Source organism: Caulobacter sp. GW821-FHT09B08 (assembly GCF_059418225.1).
The window spans coordinates 641,438-656,303 of sequence record NZ_JBWKPL010000001.1 but is presented as its reverse complement, the minus strand read 5'-3'; the positions used below and the strand labels follow the sequence as shown (position 1 = coordinate 656,303).

15 protein-coding genes and 1 riboswitch are annotated in these 14,866 nt (G+C 69.0%); of the genes, 5 read left to right on the top strand and 10 right to left on the bottom strand.

Annotated elements, in window-relative coordinates; all coding sequences use genetic code 11:
* Positions 1 to 107: 107 nt before the first annotated feature.
* The 5 genes from AC07OA_RS03110 to AC07OA_RS03090 form a co-directional block, all read right to left on the bottom strand.
* Entirely contained in the window at positions 108 to 1,691 is a 1,584-nt protein-coding gene (locus tag AC07OA_RS03110) for a sensor histidine kinase (protein ID WP_494662292.1), read from the bottom strand.
* A gap of 104 nt (positions 1,692 to 1,795) precedes the next feature.
* Complete coding sequence (locus AC07OA_RS03105) at positions 1,796 to 2,227, bottom strand: hypothetical protein (RefSeq protein WP_494662291.1); 432 nt, start codon at positions 2,225 to 2,227, stop codon at positions 1,796 to 1,798.
* Complete coding sequence (locus tag AC07OA_RS03100) at positions 2,227 to 3,237, bottom strand: phosphotransferase family protein (protein ID WP_494662290.1); 1,011 nt, start codon at positions 3,235 to 3,237, stop codon at positions 2,227 to 2,229. The genes AC07OA_RS03105 and AC07OA_RS03100 overlap by 1 nt, the downstream gene beginning before the upstream one ends.
* Before the next feature lie 10 nt (positions 3,238 to 3,247).
* On the bottom strand, positions 3,248 to 4,348 hold the full coding sequence (locus AC07OA_RS03095; protein WP_494662289.1) for an Rv3169 family protein: 1,101 nt from the start codon (positions 4,346 to 4,348) through the stop codon (positions 3,248 to 3,250).
* A 5-nt stretch (positions 4,349 to 4,353) separates the two neighbouring features.
* Positions 4,354 to 5,691, bottom strand: coding sequence for a cytochrome P450 (locus AC07OA_RS03090; RefSeq protein ID WP_494662288.1), 1,338 nt, complete (start codon positions 5,689 to 5,691; stop codon positions 4,354 to 4,356).
* A 133-nt stretch (positions 5,692 to 5,824) separates the two neighbouring features.
* Between AC07OA_RS03090 and AC07OA_RS03085 the strand changes: the two genes are divergently transcribed.
* Positions 5,825 to 6,433 (top strand): TetR/AcrR family transcriptional regulator, encoded by a 609-nt coding sequence (locus AC07OA_RS03085; RefSeq protein ID WP_494662287.1) that lies wholly within the window; start codon positions 5,825 to 5,827, stop codon positions 6,431 to 6,433.
* A 174-nt stretch (positions 6,434 to 6,607) separates the two neighbouring features.
* Here the strand turns inward: AC07OA_RS03085 and ftrA are convergent, their stop codons facing one another.
* Positions 6,608 to 7,600: a transcriptional regulator FtrA gene (gene ftrA, locus AC07OA_RS03080; protein ID WP_494662913.1), complete on the bottom strand. Its 993-nt coding sequence runs from the start codon at positions 7,598 to 7,600 to the stop codon at positions 6,608 to 6,610.
* A gap of 85 nt (positions 7,601 to 7,685) precedes the next feature.
* On the opposite strand from ftrA, the gene AC07OA_RS03075 reads away from it, so the two are divergent.
* Positions 7,686 to 8,105: a rhodanese-like domain-containing protein gene (locus tag AC07OA_RS03075; protein WP_494662286.1), complete on the top strand. Its 420-nt coding sequence runs from the start codon at positions 7,686 to 7,688 to the stop codon at positions 8,103 to 8,105.
* 53 nt (positions 8,106 to 8,158) lie between these two features.
* Here the strand turns inward: AC07OA_RS03075 and rnhA are convergent, their stop codons facing one another.
* Together rnhA and thrB are read right to left on the bottom strand one after the other, a co-directional pair.
* Positions 8,159 to 8,608 (bottom strand): ribonuclease HI, encoded by a 450-nt coding sequence (gene rnhA, locus AC07OA_RS03070; protein WP_035076835.1) that lies wholly within the window; start codon positions 8,606 to 8,608, stop codon positions 8,159 to 8,161.
* On the bottom strand, positions 8,605 to 9,567 hold the full coding sequence (gene thrB / locus AC07OA_RS03065; protein ID WP_494662285.1) for a homoserine kinase: 963 nt from the start codon (positions 9,565 to 9,567) through the stop codon (positions 8,605 to 8,607). The genes rnhA and thrB overlap by 4 nt, the downstream gene beginning before the upstream one ends.
* Before the next feature lie 82 nt (positions 9,568 to 9,649).
* Between thrB and AC07OA_RS03060 the strand changes: the two genes are divergently transcribed.
* Positions 9,650 to 9,910, top strand: coding sequence for a hypothetical protein (locus AC07OA_RS03060; RefSeq protein ID WP_494662284.1), 261 nt, complete (start codon positions 9,650 to 9,652; stop codon positions 9,908 to 9,910).
* Between the two features lie 171 nt (positions 9,911 to 10,081).
* Here AC07OA_RS03060 and ispH read toward each other — a convergent pair whose 3' ends face one another.
* Positions 10,082 to 11,053 carry a 4-hydroxy-3-methylbut-2-enyl diphosphate reductase gene (gene ispH, locus AC07OA_RS03055; RefSeq protein ID WP_494662912.1) on the bottom strand — a complete coding sequence of 324 codons (972 nt, stop codon included), beginning with the start codon at positions 11,051 to 11,053 and terminating at the stop codon, positions 10,082 to 10,084.
* Between the two features lie 147 nt (positions 11,054 to 11,200).
* On the opposite strand from ispH, the gene AC07OA_RS03050 reads away from it, so the two are divergent.
* Together AC07OA_RS03050 and AC07OA_RS03045 are read left to right on the top strand one after the other, a co-directional pair.
* Positions 11,201 to 11,920 carry a Tat pathway signal sequence domain protein gene (locus tag AC07OA_RS03050; protein ID WP_494662283.1) on the top strand — a complete coding sequence of 240 codons (720 nt, stop codon included), beginning with the start codon at positions 11,201 to 11,203 and terminating at the stop codon, positions 11,918 to 11,920.
* Positions 11,917 to 13,758, top strand: a complete 1,842-nt coding sequence (locus tag AC07OA_RS03045; protein ID WP_494662282.1) for an arginine--tRNA ligase — start codon at positions 11,917 to 11,919, stop codon at positions 13,756 to 13,758. The genes AC07OA_RS03050 and AC07OA_RS03045 overlap by 4 nt, the downstream gene beginning before the upstream one ends.
* Before the next feature lie 9 nt (positions 13,759 to 13,767).
* Here the strand turns inward: AC07OA_RS03045 and AC07OA_RS03040 are convergent, their stop codons facing one another.
* Positions 13,768 to 14,586 (bottom strand): ORF6N domain-containing protein, encoded by an 819-nt coding sequence (locus tag AC07OA_RS03040; protein ID WP_494662281.1) that lies wholly within the window; start codon positions 14,584 to 14,586, stop codon positions 13,768 to 13,770.
* Between the two features lie 125 nt (positions 14,587 to 14,711).
* A riboswitch (glycine riboswitch) is annotated at positions 14,712 to 14,802 on the top strand.
* The last annotated feature ends 64 nt before the right edge of the window (positions 14,803 to 14,866 follow it).

The window sequence follows — 14,866 nt, the reverse complement described above, 5'->3', positions numbered from 1 at the left end:
GGCTGGGTTCGCCCCCCTCCGGAGCGAAGCCGCCTGAGCCAGATGGGGCGCGCGCGGGGACTTGGCTAGGGCTCATGAGCGATATGAGCCGAAGTTTGTCGGCGGCCTTACGAGACGGTCAGCCGTCGCAGGCGCGGGATGGCGACCGGCTCGGCGACCGGCTCCACCTCGGCCACGACCGGGGCCGCGAACGCGATCGTGAACCGGCTGCCCTGGCCGGGCTCGCTCTCCACCCGGATCTCGCCGTGCATCAGCTCGACGATCTGGCGGGTGATGCTCAGGCCCAGGCCCGTGCCGCCGCCCCGGTCGGCGGCGTCGCCCGCCTGCTCGAAGGGCAGGAACACGCTCTCCAGCTGGTCGGCCGCGATGCCGACACCGGTGTCTTCCACGACGAAGCGCAGCCGCGCCGCCTGGCCCTCGGCCCCCGCGCACGACAGCGTCAGGGCCACCCGGCCGGCGGGGGTGAACTTGATGGCGTTGCCGACCAGATTGATCAGCACCTGGCGCACGCGCTTCTCGTCGGCGTCGATGAAGCGCGGCGTGTCCGGCGCGATCTCGACGGTGAAGTCCAGGTTCTTGTCCTCGGCCGGCAGGCGGAACATCTCGCCCACCCCGGCGACGCAGTCGTGCAGGTCGAACGGCGCGGCCAGCAGTTCGAACTTGCCCGCCTCGATCTTGGCCGCGTCCAGGATGTCGCTGATCACCGCCAGGAGGTGCTCGCCGCTGGCGGCCATGGTCTTGATCGCCGCGCGCTGCTTGGGATCCAGGTCCGTGCGGTTCAGCCAGTAGGCATAGCCGATGATGGCGTTGAGCGGCGTGCGCAGCTCGTGGCTCATATTGCCCAGGAAGCGGGACTTGGCGTCGCTGGCCGCTTGCGTCGCGGCGTGGGCGGCGGCTTCCCGGCGCCGGCGCTCTTCGTAGTCGCGGCGCATCCGCAGCACCCGGAAGACCAGGAAGCCGGCGGTCAGCACCAGCCAGACGCCCAGGATCACCAGGTAGTATTCCTCGGCCGAGAGGTACGAACCTTCGAAGGCGATGTCCTGGAGCGTCACCGCCAGATCGCTGCCCGCCGGGGCGTCGCTGGTGGTGACGGCCACCGAGCGCACGGCCTTGAGGTTCGGCGCGACCTCGGCCGCCGAGACGTTGTGGGCCGTCAGCCACCACTGCTCGGGCGCCAGCCGATCCAGCGGCAGCCGGACCTCGTTGTGTCCGCTCACGACGGGGATCTCGGCGGACAAGGGGATCGACGCGCCCCCCAGCCGGTCCCGCAGGGCCGGGTCGGGCGAGGTCTTGACGACCAGGCGCAGCCGGTCGCCCTGGCCGCGATAGGTGAAGCGCAGGGTCGCCGTCTGGAGGTGCGAGAAGTCCACGCCCTTGGCCTTGCGATCCAGGGCCAGTTGCAGCCCGTAGCCGCAGAAGGGATAGGCCGAGCCCTCGCCCAGCCGGCAGGTCCAGGACAGAGGTTTGGCGGGATCGGCGAGCGCGACCGTGCGGCCGCCGTTCTCCGCGTCCGAAAAGACATAGGCGGCGAACCGGCCCGCCTCGGGCGACAGCACCAGCGTCTGCTGGGTCAGGGCGCTCTTGCCCAGGACGGCGGCGAACGAGATCGCCACGAGCAGGAAGATCGCCGCTTCCAGCCTGATGTTGGCGTAGCCCAACCAAGGCTTCCGCTGGTCCGGTTGCTTGTGCAAGACGTTCCCCCGGCCTCCCGGGTCGGCCGGAAGCTTACTAAACCGCGATGTAGCGTTACCACGGCAGCGTTTCGCTATCGTTAGCGGAACGGCGAAACGTGCGCTCAGCGCGCCGGCAGGGGCGGCAGCTCCAGTTTCCGCATCTCGGCCATCCGGCCGTACAGCGCCACGATGGTTCGATGGCGGGGCAGGTCGCCGGCGTCCTCCACCGCCTCGTGCAGGGCGATCAGGCCTCGGCGCAGGGCGGCGTTGGCGCGGTCCAGGGCCTCCAGCGACAGGTCCGGAGCGGTGGTCGCCGCCAGCTCGGCATAGTGGACGCCGTAGGTGTCGGACGCCTCGGCCAGCAGGTCGGCGATGGCCTGGTTCTCCCAGACCCGCGCCTGGGTCCCGCGCTCGATCTCCTGGGCGGCCAGCAGGGAGAGCAGGGCGATCACCCCCACGCGGGTGGCCATGAACTCGCCCTGCTGCTCGGGCGGGCCGGGAATGGCCAGGCTCATGAAATTGCCGCGCAGGATGTCGGGCAGGGCGGGGGTCATCAGATCGCCTCCAACTCTGCCAGGCGCTCGGCCAGGATCAGGTCGTGGCGGCGGGCGGTGTACCAGCCGGAGATGGCCAGCATCGGGTCGGTAAAGCCGCCGTCGCGGTACTCCTTGGCCGCCGAGGTCCAGATCGCCTGGCCCTTCACGGCGTTGAACAGCGACCACCAGGCCAGGGCCTCCACATCGATCCGAAGACCGCTGGCCGCTTCCCACAGGGCGATGGCGTCGGCCTGCGGGATCAGGCCCGCGACCTTGCCCGTGTCGAAGTGGTTCCACAGCGGATCGAAGGCCCAGCCCAGGTCCTCCAGCGGATCGCCCAGATGGGCCATCTCCCAGTCCAGGATCGCCAGGATCGTCCCGGCCCCATCGTGCATGAAGTTGCCGGTGCGGTAGTCGCCGTGGACGATGCTGATCCGCTGGGCGGGCGGCGGCGGATGGCGGTAGAGCCAGCGGATGGCGGCGCGGACGATGGGCTGGGGATGCTGCTCGTCGGCCGCGATCACGCCGGACCAGTGGTCCAGGGCGATGCGCCAGCAATCCTCCGGGGCGGGGGCGTCGGCGACCTGCCGGATCGGCGTGCCCTCATGGTCCAGCGCCGCCAGTTTGCCGAGGTCGGTGAAGAACTGCTCGCCCAGGGCCTGGGCGTGCTCGGCGTAGGGATCGAAGACGAACGGCGAGGGCACGGTCCCGCCGTCGATCCGCTCCATCAGGAAGAACGGCCGCTCCAGCGCCCCGCCGTCCTCCTCCAGGGCGATGGCCTGGGGCACGGGCAGGTGGCCGTGGACGGTGCGGTAGGCCAGGAACTCCAGCCGCCGATCGGTCTCGATCAGGCTGCCGGGTGGGTCGCGGCGCAGGATCATGCCGCGCGTCACGCCTCCCGTGTCGGCGTCCAGGCGGTAGGTCTCGCGGCTGGCCCCGCCGGGGATGCGCGACAGGTTGGTCACGGCCGTCGGCGCGCCCCACAGCCGGGTGAGATAGGCCTCCAGCCCGGCCTTCAGGTCGCTCACGGGGCCCCCCTCATGGCGCCATGTCCAGGATGGACTTGAAGCCCGACGTGGCGTGCGGCCCCAGCACCAGCTGCTCGAACACCCCACGCCCGACGTGGGGGGTCCCGTCCGGGCGTCGCCAGGTCGCCTTCGACAGGGCCTGGACGTGCAGGTGGAAGGGCAGGGCGCGGTCGAGGTCCGCCAGGACCAGGTCCTCGCGTTCCACCTTCAGCGGGCCGTGGTTGAGGCCGTGGCCCCAGACCGGATGGTTGTAGCCCAGCCCCAGCATGAAGAACTCGGCCTGGGGCTCGAGGGTGATCTCGCCGCCGTCCGGCAAACGGACGACGCCCTGGCCCGCATGCCGCGTGCCCGGGCGCCAGTCGACGGCGTAGTCGACCGCGTCGAAGTCGGTGACCCCGTCGTGCGCCGAGCCCAGCGGCGCCCACACCGCCCGCCGGTTCCAGGGTCGGCCCAGCTCGTCGTCGTTGGTGTGGAAGAAGAGGTCGCCGTCCGGAAACACGCACGGCGTCCACAGCCAGAAGAACTGCGGCAGGACGGCCGGGGCCAGGTCCTGGCCGTCGCGCGCCCCGACCGGTCGCACGCCCCACGAGCGGTCGCGGGTGCCCACGAAGCCGGAGACGTCGTGGCGGGCGCCGTCCACCTCGATCCAGCCCGCATAGGACCCGTTCTGGGTCAGGCGGGTGTAGTCCATCAGGGTGCGCGGCCCGATCCGGCGGGTGAAGCGCGGCTCCTCGATGGGGAACGACCGGCCCTCGAACACCACCTCGGCCCGGATGCCTTGGCCGGGCGCCTCGACCGCCACCTTCAGCCGGCGCAGCGGCTCCAGCACCTCGATGCGGATCGGCCCGACCGAAAGGTCCATCCGCTCCATCTCCAGCCAGCGGCTGGCGTGCAGGTTCACCTGGCGGCCGTCCTTCATCCAGCAGAAGGCGGCGTCGGCGATGTTGAGGTGCGGATAGACCCCGAAGGCGGCGGCGAAGAAGGCGTCGCCATTACCCGTTGGTTCGTAGCCGTTGAAGAAGTAGCGGTCGTAGAAATTGCGATCCGTCCCGGCATAGGCCACCGGCTCGGCCGTCTGGTGGATCGGGTATTCGTCGCCCCGGGTCAGCATGGCCGTCAGGCCCGGCCGCCGGGGGTGAACTCCACGTCCAGCTTGCTGATGGCGTGGACGAAATTGTTGGGGGCGATCTCGATTTCGCCGGTCCAGCGGATGTCGGGGAAGCGGGCCAGGATCTGGCGATAGGCCTCCTCCAGCTGGATCTGGGCCACCCGCTTGCCGATGCAGACATGCGGACCATAGCCGAAGGCGATGTGCTTGTCGGCGTTGGGGCGGGTGACGTCCAGCCGGTCGGGATCGGCGAACACCGCCTCGTCGCGGTTGGCCGCGCCGTAGTACATCACCACCTTCTCGCCCTCGGCGATGGCCTGGCCGGCGATCTGCGCGTCCCGCGTGGCGGTGCGGCGCATGTAGATCACCGGGCTGACCATGCGGATGAACTCGTTGACCGCGCCGGGCAGCAGCGACGGATCGGCGACCAGCCGGGCCTTCTGCTCCGGAAACTCGGTCAGCAGCTTCATCGTACCCGACAGGGTGTTGCGGGTGGTGTCGTTGCCGGCGAAGACGATCAGCAGCCAAGAGCCGTCCAGATATTCGTCGCTGAGCAGGGTCCCGTCGACCTGGGCGCGGGCGATGGCGCTCATCAGGTCGGCCTGCGGGTCCTCGCGACGCTTCTTCAGCATGGTCTGGCCGTAGTCGAACATCTCCTCGACGTTGGTGTTGAAGTCCTGGACGAACTGCATCAGCTCCAGCGTCGGGGTGATCGGCGCGGTGGCCTGCTTCAGGGCAAGGTCCTGGGCCATCTCCAGATAGTGCATCCACTTCAGGAACTTGCCGCGATCGGCGGCCGGCACGCCCAGGATCTCGCACAGGGTGAACAGCGGCAGCTTGGACGAGAAGTGCTCGACCATGTCGCAGCGGCCCAGCGGGGCCATCTCGTCCAGCAACCGGCCGACCTCGGCCCGCACCGCCTCGGTGACGCCGCGCAGATAGGCGGGCGTGAAATAGGCCATGTGCTCGCGGCGCAACTGCATGTGCTCGGCGCCGTCGAGATTGATCATGGTGTCCATCGAGGCGCGATAGAGCAGGGCGTGGCGCTTCTGCGGGTCGCCGTGCTGCATCAGGATCCCCCCCTTGCGCGACGAGAAGGTCTGGGGATCGGCCTCCACGGCCATGATGTCGGCATGGCGGGTGATCGCCCAGAAGCCGGGGCCGCCATAGGGCTCGGGATGCCACATCACCGGCGCCTGGGCGCGCATCCGGGCGAAGTCGCCATAGGGCTGGCCGCGCGAGAACTGCTGGATCTCCGACAGGTCCACGCCGTCCAGGATGGGGAACAGGGTCGGGGCGCCGGGACCCGGAACGCCGTCGGTCGCGGTCTCGCTGACAAGCTGCATGGCTGCATCTCCCTATGAGCCCGCGAACTTCGCCGCGTGGACGATGGGAGTAGTTCAGACGACAGGTGTCGTGTCAATCGACTGGCGTTGAATCCAGGTGCATGGCAGAACGGGGGCGAAAGGGAGAGCGGTCTTGGCCAGAGCGGCGGTGGAGCGGAAGGGCGGCCTGCGCGAGGCCCAGCGCCTGCTGACGCGCGAGCGGCTGGTCGACGCGGCCATCGCCCTGTTCGGCCGGCGGGGCTTTCGGGCCGTCACCGTCGAGCAGATCGCCGCCGAGGCCGGGGCCAACCGCGCCACCTTCTACCTGCACTTTCGCAACAAGGAGGACGTGGCCAACGCCATCGGCGATCGGCTGGTCCCCAACATCCAGGCCACCTTCGCGGCCTTGGACGCCATTCCGAACCCGACCCTGGAGGACGTCCGCGCCTGGCTGGCCCAGGGCATGGCCGAGCAGACCGAGGAGCGGCGCAACCTGCTGGCCGTGGCCACCGAGGCCAATGTCGCCGACCCGGATCTAGCCGACGACTATCTGCGCTTCATCGGCATGTTCATCGACGCCATGCCCAACTATCTGGCGCGGTTTTCCGACGCCGAGCGCCCGGCGGCGCGTACGCGCATGCTGATGCAGATCGTGCAGTTCGAGCGACTGTCCTACGTGATGGTGGTGCAGCGCGCCTCGGCCCCGCTGGACCCGCTGCTCGACGAGCTGGCGGCCAGCTGGCGGCGGTTGCTCACAGCCTGACCCTGAAACGAGAACAGCGCCCGCGCCGAGGGGGGAGGCGCGGACGCTGCTTTTACAGGACGATCGGGGCCGGCTGGGGGGGGGAAGGGCCGGCTTGTCCGCGTCGAATAAGAGATTGGGATCCGAACCGGGCTTCGCAACGGCGCGACCAAGGTCTTTTCGCGGCGGATCGTTTCAGGGCGGAGATGGTGTTGCGGGCGCTCCCCCGAACCGCGCCCGATAGGCCTGGGGCGTGGTCGCCAGGGACTTCCTGAAGTGATGCCGCAGGGCCGGGGCGCCGAAGCCGACGGCTTGGGCGATCTGCTCGACGCCGGCCGGGGTGGTCTCCAGCAGCTCCCGGGCCCGGGCCAGGCGCTGCGCCAACAACCAGCGGGCCGGGGTCAGGCCCGTGGCGGCCTCGAAGCGGCGCAGGAAGGTGCGCGGGCTCATGCCGGCGGCCTCGGCCAGGCTGGCCACGGTGTGCTCGCGGGCAAGGTCGGCGCGCATGCGGTCCAGGATCGGCGACAGGCGGCCGGCCTCGTGGCTGGTCGGCACGGGCCGCTGGATGAACTGGGCCTGGCCCCCGTCGCGGTGGGGCGGGATCACCAGCCGCCGGGCCACGGTGTTGGCCGCCTCGGAGCCAAAGTCGCGGCGCACCAGGTGCAGGCCCAGGTCCAGCCCTGCCGCGCTGCCGGCCGAGGTCAGGACGTCGCCCTCGTCGACATAGAGCACGTCGGGCAGCACATCGATGTCGGGATGCAGCGCCCGCAGTTTGTCGACATAGCGCCAGTGGGTGGTGGCCCGCCGCCCGGCCAGCAGCCCCGCCGCCGCCAGCACGAAGACGCCCGAGCAGATCGACATCACCCGCGCGCCGTTGGCGTGGGCGGTCTGGAGCGCCCGGATCAACGGCTTCGGCACGGGCGTGTCGGCGCCGCGCCAGCCGGGGGCGACGATCGTGCCGGCCGCCTCGATCAATTCCAGCCCGCCGTTGGCCACCACCTGCACCCCGCCCAGGCCGCGCAGGGGACCCGGCTCGACCGCCGCCGTCGCGAAGTCGTACCAGTCCGGCCCCATCTCCGGCCGGGGCAGGCCGAACAGCTCGACCGCCACCCCGAACTCGAAGGTGCACAGGCCGTCATAGGCCAGGGCGACGACCTTGCGGTTGGCGGGTCCTTTGGGGTTTGGCATGATCTTTACGGTCATTGTCGATCCCGCCAGCTAACGCCGGGCCGCGCCGTGGGGCAAGTCTTCCTCGCCAACAGAGGAGGCCGCCATGAGCTTTGTGTCCGAGATCCCCGCCGCCGCGCCCGCCGTCGCCGCCGCCCACTTCGCCGCTCGTCTCAGCCTGGAGACCGACTGCGCCGACGTCGCCGCCGCGATGAGGGCGGGAGAGGTCGATTTCGTCCTGCTGCACGTGGTGGGCTCGGCGCAGGCCTATGCCCGCCGCCACGTGCCGGGCGCGCTCCACCTGCGCCACGCCGACATGACCGCCGAGCGCATGGCCGCTTGGCCTGCCGACACCCTGTTCGTGGTCTATTGCGCCGGCCCGCACTGCAACGGCGCCGACCGCGCGGCGCTGAAGCTGGCGGGGCTGGGGCGGCCGGTAAAGCTGATGATCGGCGGGATCACGGGCTGGGAGGACGAGGGTTTGGCCTTCGCGACGGGGGAAGAGCCTGGAGTGTTGGCGGCCTAGTTCGGCGGCGCGGCTGGGGACACGCATGCGTGTCCCCGATCGGTGGCGCGGCCTCAGGCCTTCTCGCCCAGCGTCTTCAGCATGCCCAGCCGGGCCAGCTCGTCGGCGCGTTCGTTGTGCACATGGCCGGCGTGACCCTTGACCCAGCGCCAGTCCACCTCGTGTCGAGCCCGCGCGGCGTCCAGCCGCTGCCACAGGTCGACGTTCTTGACGGGGCTCTTGTCGGCGGTTTTCCAGCCCTTGGCCTTCCAGCCGTGAATCCACTGGGTGACGCCCTTCATCACGTACTGGCTGTCGGTGTGCAGCTCGGCCTTGGTCGGCTTGTTCAGCGCTTCCAGGGCCTGGATGGCGGCCATCAGCTCCATGCGGTTGTTGGTGGTCGCCAGCTCGCCGCCGCAGATTTCCTTCTTCTTGTCGCCGTACATCAGAAGGGCGCCCCAGCCGCCGGGGCCGGGATTTCCGCGACAGGCGCCGTCGGTATAGATCACCAGGCGCGGGGTCACGCGCCGGCTCCGAACAGGCTGAGGCCCTCGCGGTGAACGGCCAGCTTGCGCTCGTATTCCAGCGGGTCCTTCGGCTTGACCAGCGCCCCGGCCGGGGTCGAGCCCCAGTCGGCCAGGCGGGTCAGGAAGAAGCGCATGGCTGCCCCCCGCGCCAGGATCGGGATCGCCTGGCGCTCGGCCGGGCTCAGCGGGCGGCGGCGCTCGTAGCCGGCGATCAGGGCCCGGGCGGCGGTGATGTTGAAGCTGCCGTCGGCCTCGAAGCACCAGGCGTTCAGGGTCACGGCCACGTCGTAGGCATAGGCGTCGTCGCAGGCGAAGTAGAAGTCGATGGCGGCGGCGAACTTGCCGTCCGGCTTGAAGAAGACGTTGTCGGGGAAGTAGTCGGCGTGGATCACGCCCGACGGCAGGTTCCGGGGCCAGGCCAGGGCCAGCTCGGCCAGGTCCTTGTCGATGGTGGCGGAAAGGCCGGGCTTGAGGCCCTCGGCGTCCTTGCGGTGCTTGGAGAACAGCGGCGCCCAGTGGGGCTGGCCCAGGTCGTTGGCGCGGCGAGCCGGATAGCCCTCGCCGGCCAGGTGCAGCCAGGCCAGGCCCTCGCCCGCCTCGCGGCAGTGGGCGACGGTCGGCCGGCGCGCCGACAGGCCCGGCAGGAACTCGACCATGGCGGCCGGCTTGCCGCGCAGGGTCTTCAGGCTCTTTCCCGAGCGGTCGACGATCGGCCGGGCGCTGGGATAGCCGCGATCGGCCAGCCAGGTCAGCAGGTCCAGGAAATAGGGCAGATCCTCGGGCTTGGCGCGCCGCTCGTAGACCGTGAGAATGAACCGGCCGGTCGTGGTCTCCAGCAGGAAGTTGGAGTTCTCCACCCCCTCGGCGATGCCCTTGAACGCCACGGCCTCGCCCAGGTCGTAATCGGCCAGGAAGGCGGCGAGTTCGTCGTCGGTGATATCGGTATAAACGGCCATGGCGCGGGGATGCGGGAGCGGGCGCTGGCGGTCAAGGGTGTCGTCGGATTTGTGCTAGGATCACGTCGGAAGGAGACGATCCATGATCGGTGAACCGGACAGCGATGAGGAGCCAGAAGTTTTGGTGGATCAGCATGCGCCCGGACGGTCTCAGGAAGCGTCTGCCGATGAGCGGCTTGCGCGCGGAGCAGTGTTCATGGCTCGTTACAGGACGACTTTCGAAGCGCTGGCGAAAGAGGACAGCGCCGCCGATCCGGAAATTATTCGCCAGATCAAACTCGGCGACGAGATCATGGATGAGTATGTCGAGACGTTTGGTGCACTAGCTAAGCCGACGGATTGACCCCCCAACGCCCGTCATCCTCGGACTTGTTCCGAGGATCCCTCGATCCGCCGCGAGGCCGCTAGCCGAGTGTGGAGCAGTCATGCTCCCGATCTGGTTCTGTCTCCGCGAGCGAAGCTGAAGCAGAGGTCCTCGGAACAAGTCCGAGGATGACGGGGGGAGGGGCGGGCCTCAGGCCGTCAGCAGCCGCGGCAGCTTGAACGTCACCGTCTCGCGGGCCTCGACCAGTTCATCGACGGTGAGGTCGTAGCGCGCCGCCATGGCGTCGATCACGCCCTGGACCAGGTCCTCGGGCGCGGAGGCGCCGGCGGTGAGGCCCACGGTCGAGACGCCGGCGAACCACGACCAGTCGATGCCGCGCGCGTCGTCGATCAGCTGGGCGTCGCTGGCCCCGGCCCGCTTGGCCACCTCTTTCAGGCGCACCGAGTTGGACGAGTTCCTGGAGCCGACCACCAGCACCAGTTCCGACGCCTCGGCCAGCGACTTGACCGCCTCCTGGCGGTTGGTGGTGGCGTAGCAGATGTCTTCCTTGTGGGGCGCGGCGATGGTCGGGAACCGCTGCTTGAGCAGGTCCACCATCTCGGCGGTGTCGTCGACCGACAGGGTGGTCTGGGTCAGGAAGGCCACGTTGCCGGCGTCCTTGGGAACCCAGGTGCGGGCGTCGTCGATGTCCTCGATCAGGGTGACGGCGCCGGGCGGCAGCTGGCCCATGGTGCCGACCACCTCGGGATGGCCGGCGTGACCGATCAGCACGATCTCGCGTCCGGCGTCGAAATGCTTCTGGGCCTCGACATGGACCTTGGAGACCAGCGGGCAGGTGGCGTCCAGATAGACCATCTCGCGGGCCTTGGCCTCGGCCGGCACCGACTTGGGCACGCCGTGGGCCGAGAACACCACCGGGCGGTCGGCGGGCGCTTCCTCCAACTCCTCGATGAACACCGCGCCCAGGGCCTTGAGCCGGTCGACCACGTGGCGGTTGTGGACGATCTCGTGGCGCACATAGACCGGCGCGCCGAACTTCTCGATCGTGCGCTCGACGATCTGGATCGCCCGGTCGACCCCGGCGCAGAAGCCGCGCGGGCTGGCCAGGACGACGCGAAGAGCGGGGCGGCCGAGGGGGGGAAGAGGCACGTGGGCGTTCATGGGCGCCAAACTAAGGGTTCCGCGTCCTCCGCGCCAGCGCCGCCGCGGAGTCTGCTGCGCATTGCGACGTCACGCATATGCCTTTATCAGGCTCCATGACGCTGGCGGGTATCCCGCTCAAGCTTTCATTCTCGCACCGGACGTTTCATGCGCCGCAATCTTACCGTCGCCCTCAGCGCCCTGATGGCTCTTTCGATCGCCGCGACGGCGACGTCCGTGCACGCCCAGATGGGCGGCCGTGGCGGCCAAGGTCCGGGTGGCGGCGGCGGCGACGACGACCAGGCCGCCAAGAAGAAGAAGCGCGACGACGAGTGGAACCAGCCCAAGGCTCCGCTGGCCCAGCTGCGCAACGCCGGCCCGTGCCCCTATGTGAAGGTGCTGTACGACGCCAGCCGCTATGTCGAGTTCAAGGACGGCAAGGAAGCCGCCGCCTCGACCGGCTATACCGGCGAGATCCAGGGGCTGACCTCGGGCTGCGCCTATAAGAGCAACGACCCGATCAAGATGCAGGTCGACCTGCTGTTCGCCCTGGGCCGCGGCCCGCAGGCGACCGGCGCCCAGAAGACCTATCGCTATTGGGTGGCCGTGACCGAGCGCAACAAGGACGTGCTGGCCAAGGAATATTTCGACCTGCCGGTGACCTTCCGCGACGGCCAGGACCGCGTCTACGCCAACGAGACGCTCAAGACGATCACCATCCCGCGCGCCGACGAGAAGGTCAGCGGCTCCAATTTCGAAGTGCTGATCGGCTTCGACGTGACCCCGGAAATGGCCGCCTTCAACCGTGAGGGCAAGCGCTTCCGCGTCAACGCCGGCCAGACCCAGCAGGCTCAAACCCAGACCCCCGGAAACGTCGCCAAGCCATGAGTGATTTGAAGCGGTCCCTGAGCGAGGCGGCCGCGGCCGCCTTCCAGGCCGCCGGACTGTCCCCCGACTACGGTCGCGTCACCGCGTCCGACCGGCCCGACCTGGCCGATTTCCAGTGCAACGGCGCCCTGGCGGCGGCCAAGAGCGCCAAGCGCAATCCGCGCGAGATCGCCGTCCAGGTGGTCGACATCCTCAAGACCGACCCGCGCCTGGCGTCCGTCGAGATCGCCGGGGTCGGCTTCATCAACATGCGCGTCTCCAGCGACGCCCTGGCCGCCCGCGCCAACGAGATCGCCGCCGATCCGCGCGCCGGGGCCGAGCCCCTGGCCCATCCACGCCGCGTGCTGGTCGACTATGCCGGCCCCAACGTGGCCAAGCCGATGCACGTGGGCCACCTGCGCGCCTCGATCATCGGCGAGTCGGTCAAGCGCCTGTACCGCTTCCGCGGCGACGACGTGGTGGGCGACGCCCACTTCGGCGACTGGGGCTTCCAGATGGGCCTGCTGATCAGCGCCATCATGGAGGAGGACGCCTTCATTCGCGCCCTGCTCGAGCGCCTGGTCGAGGCCCCGCGCGGCTTCTCCGCCGCCGACGAGGCCAAGGTGATGGCCGAGTTCGCCTCGCGCGTCAGCCTCGAGGACCTGGACCGCCTCTATCCGGCCGCCTCGGCGCGCCAGAAGGAAGACCCCGAGTTCAAGGAAAAGGCCCGCAAGGCCACCGCCGAACTGCAGAACGGCCGCTTCGGCTACCGCCTGCTGTGGCGCCACTTCGTCAATATCAGCCGCGTGGCCCTGGAGCGCGAGTTCCACGCCCTGGGCGTCGATTTCGACCTGTGGAAGGGCGAGAGCGACGTGCAGGACCTGATCGCGCCGATGGTACGCCAGCTGGAGGTCAAGGGCCTGCTGGTCGACGACCAGGGCGCCCGGATCGTCCGCGTGGCCCGCCCCGGCGAGACCAAGAAGAAGAAGCTGCCCGACGGCTCGGTGATCGAGGTCGAAAGCCCTGATCCGCTGCTGGTGGTGTCGTCGGAAGGCTCGGCCATGTACGGCACGACGGACCTCGCCACGATCCTGGACCGCCGCAAGAGCTTCGACCCGCACCTGATCCTCTACGCCGTGGACCAGCGCCAGGCCGACCACTTCGAGCAGGTGTTCCGCGCCTCCTACCTGGCCGGCTACGCCGAGCCGGGCGGGCTGGAGCACATCGGCTTCGGCACCATGAACGGCGCCGACGGCAAGCCGTTCAAGACCCGCGCCGGCGGGGTGCTGAAGCTGCACGACCTGATCGAGATGGCCCGCGAGAAGGCCCGCGAGCGCCTGCGCGAAGCCGGTCTGGGCGCGGAACTGTCGGAAGAGGCCTTCGAGGACACCGCCCACAAGGTGGGGATCGCGGCCCTGAAGTTCGCCGACCTGCAGAACTTCCGCGGCACCTCCTACGTCTTCGACCTGGATCGCTTCACCAGCTTCGAGGGCAAGACCGGCCCGTACCTGCTGTACCAGTCGGTGCGCATCAAGAGCATCCTGCGCAAGGCGGCCGAGCAACGGGTCGTCTCGGGCGCGATCGTCGTCGGCGAGCCGGCCGAGCGCGACCTGACCCTGCTGCTGGACGCGTTCGAGGGCGCATTGAGCGAGGCCTACGACAAGAAGGCCCCCAACTTCATCGCCGAGCACGCCTACAAGCTGGCCCAGACCTTCTCGAAGTTCTACGCCGCCTGCCCGATACTCGGCGCCGACGAGCCGGAAATCCGGGCCTCGCGCCTGGCCCTGGCCGAGACGACGCTGAAGCAGCTGGAACTGGCACTGAATCTGCTGGGCATCGAAGCGCCGGAGCGGATGTAGGAGTTCTCGCTAGGCGCGCTCAAGATCCTTGAGCGTCGCCAGCAGGCCTTCCACACCACCGGTCTCAAGATACTGCTGGGCCACCAGAACCAGGCGCAGCTGCTTGGCCAAGAGCGCCAACTGGCGGTGCTGGTTCTCGGTGCGCTTCTGGGCGGTCTCGGCCTCCAGCGCGTCGGCTTCGGCCAGCAGCTTGCGGACTTCCGCCAGGGTCTTCTCGTTCTGCACCCCGGCGCGCTTCAGATACTCCTTGATGCTGCGCAGCCCCTCGGCGGCGATGGCGCGGGCCTCGTCGCGGACCGTGGTCTGGGTCTCCGGATCGGCGATGGCGTCCAGCACCCTGCCCAAAGCGCTGTTGAGCTTGCTCATTAAGCCGGTGCGGGCCTCGCCCTCCAAGGGTAGCAGTCCTCGCGCGTCGATCAGCGACGGCAGGTTCATGCCGTCCGACACCAGAGCTTTGCGCCGAGCTTCGACGAAGACCTTGATGACGAACCGCGAGGCGGTGATCGCCTGCTCTGACTGCAAGACGGTCGCCGCCATGACGACGCCATGCTCGGTGAAGGCGTAGGGGCGGTGGCGCGTGCCGCCTCGGCCAATCTTTGAGGTCACAATTTGCAACCTCAAAGCCGCGAACTCTTCAGCGGAGAGCTGGAAGGCGAAACCGTCAAATTTCGTCTCGTTTCGTCGTGTCTGCTGATTGAGGCGTTTGGTTTCGACGTCGAACAGCCGGGCTAGATCCGCGTCGAGGATCACCGATAGCCCGCGCACCTGGAACACCTGCGGCGTGAAGGATACTTCGCCGAACCCATCGGCTGGATGCTCGTCGATCATAGGTCGCCCCTTGAGATCGCAAATTGCGATCTCAAGTTTGATCATGTTCCCGAAATGTTCTCAACCCTCGCGCGACCTCGCACGCGCACCGTTGACTCCCGTCGCCCCCTCGCCCAAACACCGCTTCGACTCACGCGGGAGACATCGGGATTCTGTCCCGAGGCCGAAGGCGCAACCGCCCCGGAAACGCTCAGGCAAAAGGACCGCGCGGGTTTAGGAACGCTGGAAAGAGGCACTCCGAAAGGTTTGCCCGCCGAAGGAGCAAGGTCCCGTTTCGGGG